A 392-nucleotide genomic window follows, 5' to 3' on the forward strand; every position below is an offset into this window, starting at 1 on the left:
GCATGAATGACAAGCTAATCGGAAGAATTGCCTTGCTATCAAATCATCGATTGATAACAAGCAATTCAGTCAAGTAGAGTAAAAAGTCATCTTTCGATTTCTCAGTTACTCAATTTTGATTGATTACTATTAATATCAGCTTTCCAAATTGTTAAAGAACATTCGATGTTTCCTGCAAAAGCAGTACTTTCATCTTTAGAGTAAAAAACCCTAATCAATGCTTACTGAAACAGTAAATATTCATTAGGATTTCGGGTCCAACGTGACACGTTTTCTACCTTTGTTACCTTCCTTTCTTAAAGCAAGGAAATGGTAGGCTTGGGCAGACTTGAACTGCCGACCTCACCCTTATCAGGGGTGCGCTCTAACCAGCTGAGCTACAAGCCTTCAGT

General features: G+C 38.3%; 1 tRNA gene. It reads right to left on the bottom strand.

Going from position 1 to position 392, the window contains the following annotated elements:
• Positions 1-310 precede the first annotated feature (310 nt).
• A tRNA-Ile gene (locus BK026_RS00005) sits at positions 311-387 on the bottom strand.
• Positions 388-392 lie beyond the last annotated feature (5 nt).

Origin of the sequence: Alteromonas sp. V450 (genome assembly GCF_001885075.1) — a bacterium.
Taxonomy (GTDB): Bacteria; Pseudomonadota; Gammaproteobacteria; order Enterobacterales; family Alteromonadaceae; genus Alteromonas.